This is a genomic window from Plantactinospora sp. A48, assembly GCF_055793945.1.
This window is the reverse complement of record NZ_JBTIXF010000159.1, coordinates 1-364: the sequence shown is the minus strand read 5'-3', so window position 1 is coordinate 364 and position 364 is coordinate 1. Positions and strand designations below refer to the sequence as shown.

Genomic DNA, 364 nt, shown 5'->3' with positions numbered 1-364 from the left:
GACAGTGACTCGTGGCGTACGGGGGAGAATCCGTTGTTGTTCGACAGCAACGGGAACAAGAAGCCGGCGTACACCAGTGTCCTGAACGCCCTCAACGCCGGCGGACCCACCGCCCCGCCGACGACGGCTCCGCCGACCACCGCCCCGCCGACCACCGCCCCGCCGACCACGGCCCCGCCGACCACCGCCCCGCCGACCACCGCTCCGCCGACCACGGGACCGCCGGTCCCGGGTGGTTGCCGGGTCTCGGACACGGTGAACGCCTGGAACTCCGGACTGACCGAGAACATCACGGTCACCAACACCGGAACCGCCGCCATCGACGGCTGGTCCGTGGCCTTCACCCTGCCCGGCGGGCAGAGCA

At 71.7% G+C, this 364-nt stretch carries 1 protein-coding gene; it reads left to right on the top strand.

Translation table 11 applies throughout. The annotated features are described in order from the left end of the window. Window positions 1–364: cellulose binding domain-containing protein (locus ACXN5W_RS30415; protein WP_473161825.1), on the top strand; the 364-nt coding region annotated here is incomplete at both ends.